The organism is Pseudomonas entomophila (assembly GCF_029193575.1).
In the GTDB taxonomy this organism is placed as follows: domain Bacteria; phylum Pseudomonadota; class Gammaproteobacteria; order Pseudomonadales; family Pseudomonadaceae; genus Aquipseudomonas; species Aquipseudomonas entomophila_G.
Window position 1 is genome coordinate 1 of the sequence record NZ_JARGCS010000017.1, and the last position, 6,923, is coordinate 6,923.

The following is a 6,923-nucleotide window of genomic DNA, read 5'->3' on the forward strand; positions in this document are numbered from 1 at the left end:
AGGTCGAACTGGCCAGCCGCGCCACCGTGCAGCAGGCCATCGACTCGGCCAAGGCGGCGTTCCCGGCCTGGCGCAACACCCCACCGGCCAAGCGCGCGCAAGTGATGTTCCGCTTCAAGCAGTTGCTGGAGCAGAACGAAGCGAAGATCGCGCAGATGATCAGCGAGGAGCACGGCAAGACGCTCGAAGACGCCGCCGGCGAGCTGAAGCGCGGCATCGAGAACGTCGAGTTCGCCTGCGCCGCGCCGGAAGTGTTGAAGGGCGAGTACAGCCGCAACGTTGGCCCGAACATCGATGCCTGGTCGGACTTCCAGCCGCTGGGCGTGGTGGCGGGTATCACCCCGTTCAACTTCCCGGCGATGGTGCCGCTGTGGATGTACCCGCTGGCGATTGCCTGCGGTAACGCATTCATCCTCAAGCCGTCGGAGCGTGACCCGAGCTCGACGCTGTTCATCGCCCAGCTGCTGCACGACGCGGGCTTGCCGAAGGGCATCCTGAACGTGGTGCACGGCGACAAGGAAGCGGTGGATGCGCTGATCGAAGCGCCGGAAGTGAAGGCCCTGAGCTTCGTGGGCTCGACCCCGATCGCCGAGTACATCTACGCCGAAGGCACCAAGCGCGGCAAGCGCGTGCAGGCCTTGGGTGGCGCGAAGAACCACGCGGTGCTGATGCCGGATGCCGACCTGGACAACGCGGTCAGCGCGCTGATGGGCGCGGCCTACGGTTCGTGCGGCGAGCGCTGCATGGCGATTTCGGTGGCGGTGTGCGTGGGCGACCAGGTGGCCGATGCGCTGATCGCCAAGCTGGAGCCGCAGATCAAGGCGCTGAAGATCGGTGCCGGCACCTCGTGCGGGCTGGACATGGGCCCGCTGGTGACGGCGGCGGCGCGTGACAAGGTGCTCGGTTATATCGACGACGGCGTGGCGGCGGGCGCGCAGCTGGTGGTCGATGGCCGTGGTTTCCGTGTGCCGGGCAATGAGGATGGTTACTTCGTCGGCGGCACGCTGTTCGACCGGGTGACGCCGGAGATGCGCATCTACAAGGAAGAGATCTTCGGCCCGGTGCTGTGCGTGGTGCGGGTGAACAGCCTGGAAGCGGCGATGCAGCTGATCAACGACCACGAGTACGGCAACGGCACGTGCATCTTCACCCGTGACGGTGAAGCGGCGCGGTTGTTCTGCGACGAGATCGAGGTGGGCATGGTGGGTGTGAACGTGCCGCTGCCGGTGCCGGTGAGCTACCACAGCTTCGGTGGCTGGAAGCGTTCGCTGTTCGGTGACCTGCATGCGTATGGGCCGGATGGTGTGCGGTTCTACACCCGGCGCAAGGCGATCACCCAGCGCTGGCCGCAGCGGGCCAGCCATGAGGCGTCGCAGTTCGCGTTCCCTAGCCTGTAAGGCGTCTATATAAAGAGCAGGGAGGCCGTCAGGCCTCCCCGCTCTTTTATCGACCCCCCATTCTTTTCAATATTTTTGAAATAAAGGGTTGACGGAGTTTCCGAGGCCCTTATAATGCGCCCCACTTCCGACGTAGTCGAAGCGCAAAACTCCTTGTTAATCAACGAGTTGAGCGATTCAGGCAGTCTCGGAAGTGCTCGATCGACAGGTCGGCAGCGGTGAAAAAGGCAGTTGACAGCAGGTTGTAACGCTGTATGATTCGCCTCCCGCTACGAGCGATCGCAGCGAGTCAAGTGTTTGAAGTGAAACGAGTTTCTCGCAAAAAACTTCAAAATAAACGCTTGACAGACTTTGAGGAAAGCGTAGAATGCGCGCCTCGGTTGAGACGAAAAGCTCTTAACCAAACGCTCTTTAACAAATCGAATCAAGCAATTCGTGTGGGTGCTTGTGAGTACGGACTGATAGTCGCCAAGATTATCAGCATCACAAGTGGCCATGCGAGAAATCACATAGTCATTTGAGATTGCTGAGCCAAGTTTAGGGTTTCTTAAAAACCCAAGCAGTATTGAACTGAAGAGTTTGATCATGGCTCAGATTGAACGCTGGCGGCAGGCCTAACACATGCAAGTCGAGCGGATGACGGGAGCTTGCTCCTGGATTCAGCGGCGGACGGGTGAGTAATGCCTAGGAATCTGCCTGGTAGTGGGGGACAACGTTTCGAAAGGAACGCTAATACCGCATACGTCCTACGGGAGAAAGCAGGGGACCTTCGGGCCTTGCGCTATCAGATGAGCCTAGGTCGGATTAGCTAGTTGGTGAGGTAATGGCTCACCAAGGCGACGATCCGTAACTGGTCTGAGAGGATGATCAGTCACACTGGAACTGAGACACGGTCCAGACTCCTACGGGAGGCAGCAGTGGGGAATATTGGACAATGGGCGAAAGCCTGATCCAGCCATGCCGCGTGTGTGAAGAAGGTCTTCGGATTGTAAAGCACTTTAAGTTGGGAGGAAGGGTTGTACGTTAATACCGTGCAATTTTGACGTTACCGACAGAATAAGCACCGGCTAACTCTGTGCCAGCAGCCGCGGTAATACAGAGGGTGCAAGCGTTAATCGGAATTACTGGGCGTAAAGCGCGCGTAGGTGGTTCGTTAAGTTGGATGTGAAAGCCCCGGGCTCAACCTGGGAACTGCATCCAAAACTGGCGAGCTAGAGTATGGTAGAGGGTGGTGGAATTTCCTGTGTAGCGGTGAAATGCGTAGATATAGGAAGGAACACCAGTGGCGAAGGCGACCACCTGGACTGATACTGACACTGAGGTGCGAAAGCGTGGGGAGCAAACAGGATTAGATACCCTGGTAGTCCACGCCGTAAACGATGTCAACTAGCCGTTGGAATCCTTGAGATTTTAGTGGCGCAGCTAACGCATTAAGTTGACCGCCTGGGGAGTACGGCCGCAAGGTTAAAACTCAAATGAATTGACGGGGGCCCGCACAAGCGGTGGAGCATGTGGTTTAATTCGAAGCAACGCGAAGAACCTTACCAGGCCTTGACATGCAGAGAACTTTCCAGAGATGGATTGGTGCCTTCGGGAACTCTGACACAGGTGCTGCATGGCTGTCGTCAGCTCGTGTCGTGAGATGTTGGGTTAAGTCCCGTAACGAGCGCAACCCTTGTCCTTAGTTACCAGCACGTAATGGTGGGCACTCTAAGGAGACTGCCGGTGACAAACCGGAGGAAGGTGGGGATGACGTCAAGTCATCATGGCCCTTACGGCCTGGGCTACACACGTGCTACAATGGTCGGTACAGAGGGTTGCCAAGCCGCGAGGTGGAGCTAATCTCACAAAACCGATCGTAGTCCGGATCGCAGTCTGCAACTCGACTGCGTGAAGTCGGAATCGCTAGTAATCGCGAATCAGAATGTCGCGGTGAATACGTTCCCGGGCCTTGTACACACCGCCCGTCACACCATGGGAGTGGGTTGCACCAGAAGTAGCTAGTCTAACCTTCGGGGGGACGGTTACCACGGTGTGATTCATGACTGGGGTGAAGTCGTAACAAGGTAGCCGTAGGGGAACCTGCGGCTGGATCACCTCCTTAATCGAAGACATCAGCCTGCTGATGAGCTCCCACACGAATTGCTTGATTCATTGTCGAAGACGATCAAGACCCTATATAGGTCTGTAGCTCAGTTGGTTAGAGCGCACCCCTGATAAGGGTGAGGTCGGCAGTTCAAATCTGCCCAGACCTACCAATATGCGGGGCCATAGCTCAGCTGGGAGAGCGCCTGCCTTGCACGCAGGAGGTCAGCGGTTCGATCCCGCTTGGCTCCACCACTTTCTGCGGTACCTTGATCAGAACCTAGAAATGAGCATTCGCTGTTGAATGTTGATTTCTGGCTTTTGTCAGATCGTTCTTTAAAAATTCGGATATGTGATAGATAGACTGATGGCCAGTTTCACTGCTGGTTAATCAGGCTAAGGTAAAATTTGTGAGTTCTGCGCGAGAGCGCAACATGCGAATTTTCGGCGAATGTCGTCTTCACAGTATAACCAGATTGCTTGGGGTTATATGGTCAAGTGAAGAAGCGCATACGGTGGATGCCTTGGCAGTCAGAGGCGATGAAAGACGTGGTAGCCTGCGATAAGCTTTGGGGAGTCGGCAAACAGACTGTGATCCAGAGATCTCTGAATGGGGGAACCCACCTAGGATAACCTAGGTATCTTGTACTGAATACATAGGTGCAAGAGGCGAACCAGGGGAACTGAAACATCTAAGTACCCTGAGGAAAAGAAATCAACCGAGATTCCCTTAGTAGTGGCGAGCGAACGGGGACCAGCCCTTAAGCTGGTTTGAGATTAGTGGAACGCTCTGGAAAGTGCGGCCATAGTGGGTGATAGCCCCGTACACGAAAATCTCTTGCCAGTGAAATCGAGTAGGACGGAGCACGAGAAACTTTGTCTGAACATGGGGGGACCATCCTCCAAGGCTAAATACTACTGACTGACCGATAGTGAACCAGTACCGTGAGGGAAAGGCGAAAAGAACCCCGGAGAGGGGAGTGAAATAGAACCTGAAACCGTATGCGTACAAGCAGTGGGAGCCTACTTTGTTAGGTGACTGCGTACCTTTTGTATAATGGGTCAGCGACTTATATTCAGTGGCGAGCTTAACCGAATAGGGGAGGCGTAGCGAAAGCGAGTCTTAATAGGGCGTTTAGTCGCTGGGTATAGACCCGAAACCGGGCGATCTATCCATGGGCAGGTTGAAGGTTAGGTAACACTGACTGGAGGACCGAACCGACTACCGTTGAAAAGTTAGCGGATGACCTGTGGATCGGAGTGAAAGGCTAATCAAGCTCGGAGATAGCTGGTTCTCCTCGAAAGCTATTTAGGTAGCGCCTCATGTATCACTGCTGGGGGTAGAGCACTGTTTCGGCTAGGGGGTCATCCCGACTTACCAAACCGATGCAAACTCCGAATACCAGCAAGTGCCGAGCATGGGAGACACACGGCGGGTGCTAACGTCCGTCGTGAAAAGGGAAACAACCCAGACCGTCAGCTAAGGTCCCAAAGTCATGGTTAAGTGGGAAACGATGTGGGAAGGCTTAGACAGCTAGGAGGTTGGCTTAGAAGCAGCCACCCTTTAAAGAAAGCGTAATAGCTCACTAGTCGAGTCGGCCTGCGCGGAAGATGTAACGGGGCTCAAACCATGCACCGAAGCTACGGGTATCACCTTTGGTGATGCGGTAGAGGAGCGTTCTGTAAGCCTGTGAAGGTGAGTTGAGAAGCTTGCTGGAGGTATCAGAAGTGCGAATGCTGACATGAGTAACGACAATGCGAGTGAAAAACTCGCACGCCGAAAGACCAAGGTTTCCTGCGCAACGTTAATCGACGCAGGGTTAGTCGGTCCCTAAGGCGAGGCTGAAAAGCGTAGTCGATGGAAAACAGGTTAATATTCCTGTACTTCCGGTTATTGCGATGGAGGGACGGAGAAGGCTAGGCCAGCTTGGCGTTGGTTGTCCAAGTTTAAGGTGGTAGGCTGAAATCTTAGGCAAATCCGGGATTTCAAGGCCGAGAGCTGATGACGAGTTGCCTTTAGGCGACGAAGTGGTTGATGCCATGCTTCCAAGAAAAGCTCCTAAGCTTCAGATAACCGGGAACCGTACCCCAAACCGACACAGGTGGTCGGGTAGAGAATACCAAGGCGCTTGAGAGAACTCGGGTGAAGGAACTAGGCAAAATGGCACCGTAACTTCGGGAGAAGGTGCGCCGGCGAGGGTGAAGGACTTGCTCCGTAAGCTCATGCCGGTCGAAGATACCAGGCCGCTGCGACTGTTTATTAAAAACACAGCACTCTGCAAACACGAAAGTGGACGTATAGGGTGTGACGCCTGCCCGGTGCCGGAAGGTTAATTGATGGGGTTAGCGCAAGCGAAGCTCTTGATCGAAGCCCCGGTAAACGGCGGCCGTAACTATAACGGTCCTAAGGTAGCGAAATTCCTTGTCGGGTAAGTTCCGACCTGCACGAATGGCGTAACGATGGCGGCGCTGTCTCCACCCGAGACTCAGTGAAATTGAAATCGCTGTGAAGATGCAGTGTATCCGCGGCTAGACGGAAAGACCCCGTGAACCTTTACTATAGCTTTGCACTGGACTTTGAGCTTGCTTGTGTAGGATAGGTGGGAGGCTTTGAAGTGGGGACGCCAGTTCTCATGGAGCCATCCTTGAAATACCACCCTGGCAACCTTGAGGTTCTAACTCAGGTCCGTGATCCGGATCGAGGACAGTGTATGGTGGGTAGTTTGACTGGGGCGGTCTCCTCCCAAAGAGTAACGGAGGAGTACGAAGGTGCGCTCAGACCGGTCGGAAATCGGTCGTAGAGTATAAAGGCAAAAGCGCGCTTGACTGCGAGACAGACACGTCGAGCAGGTACGAAAGTAGGTCTTAGTGATCCGGTGGTTCTGTATGGAAGGGCCATCGCTCAACGGATAAAAGGTACTCCGGGGATAACAGGCTGATACCGCCCAAGAGTTCATATCGACGGCGGTGTTTGGCACCTCGATGTCGGCTCATCACATCCTGGGGCTGAAGCCGGTCCCAAGGGTATGGCTGTTCGCCATTTAAAGTGGTACGCGAGCTGGGTTTAGAACGTCGTGAGACAGTTCGGTCCCTATCTGCCGTGGACGTTTGAGATTTGAGAGGGGCTGCTCCTAGTACGAGAGGACCGGAGTGGACGAACCTCTGGTGTTCCGGTTGTCACGCCAGTGGCATTGCCGGGTAGCTATGTTCGGAAGAGATAACCGCTGAAAGCATCTAAGCGGGAAACTTGCCTCAAGATGAGATCTCACTGGGATCTTGAATCCCCTGAAGGGCCGTCGAAGACTACGACGTTGATAGGTTGGGTGTGTAAGCGCTGTGAGGCGTTGAGCTAACCAATACTAATTGCCCGTGAGGCTTGACCATATAACACCCAAGCAATTTGAGCGTCAGACGCCGAATTGTGGTGGTGAAGACGAAAGA

Annotated in this window: 1 protein-coding gene, 2 tRNA genes and 2 rRNA genes; all 5 read left to right on the forward strand. The window is 54.9% G+C overall.

Annotated elements, in window-relative coordinates; all coding sequences use genetic code 11:
• On the forward strand, positions 1-1,397 hold a 1,397-nt coding region (locus tag P0Y43_RS09020; RefSeq protein WP_275636955.1), incomplete at its 5' end, for a CoA-acylating methylmalonate-semialdehyde dehydrogenase.
• A gap of 567 nt (positions 1,398-1,964) precedes the next feature.
• A 16S ribosomal RNA gene (locus tag P0Y43_RS09025) occupies positions 1,965-3,501 on the forward strand.
• Between the two features lie 77 nt (positions 3,502-3,578).
• Positions 3,579-3,655, forward strand: a tRNA-Ile gene (locus P0Y43_RS09030).
• 6 nt (positions 3,656-3,661) lie between these two features.
• Positions 3,662-3,737: transfer RNA gene (locus P0Y43_RS09035), tRNA-Ala, on the forward strand.
• A gap of 237 nt (positions 3,738-3,974) precedes the next feature.
• Positions 3,975-6,866: ribosomal RNA gene (locus tag P0Y43_RS09040) — 23S ribosomal RNA — on the forward strand.
• The 16S and 23S rRNA genes sit together here with 2 tRNA genes alongside, the layout of an rRNA operon.
• Positions 6,867-6,923 lie beyond the last annotated feature (57 nt).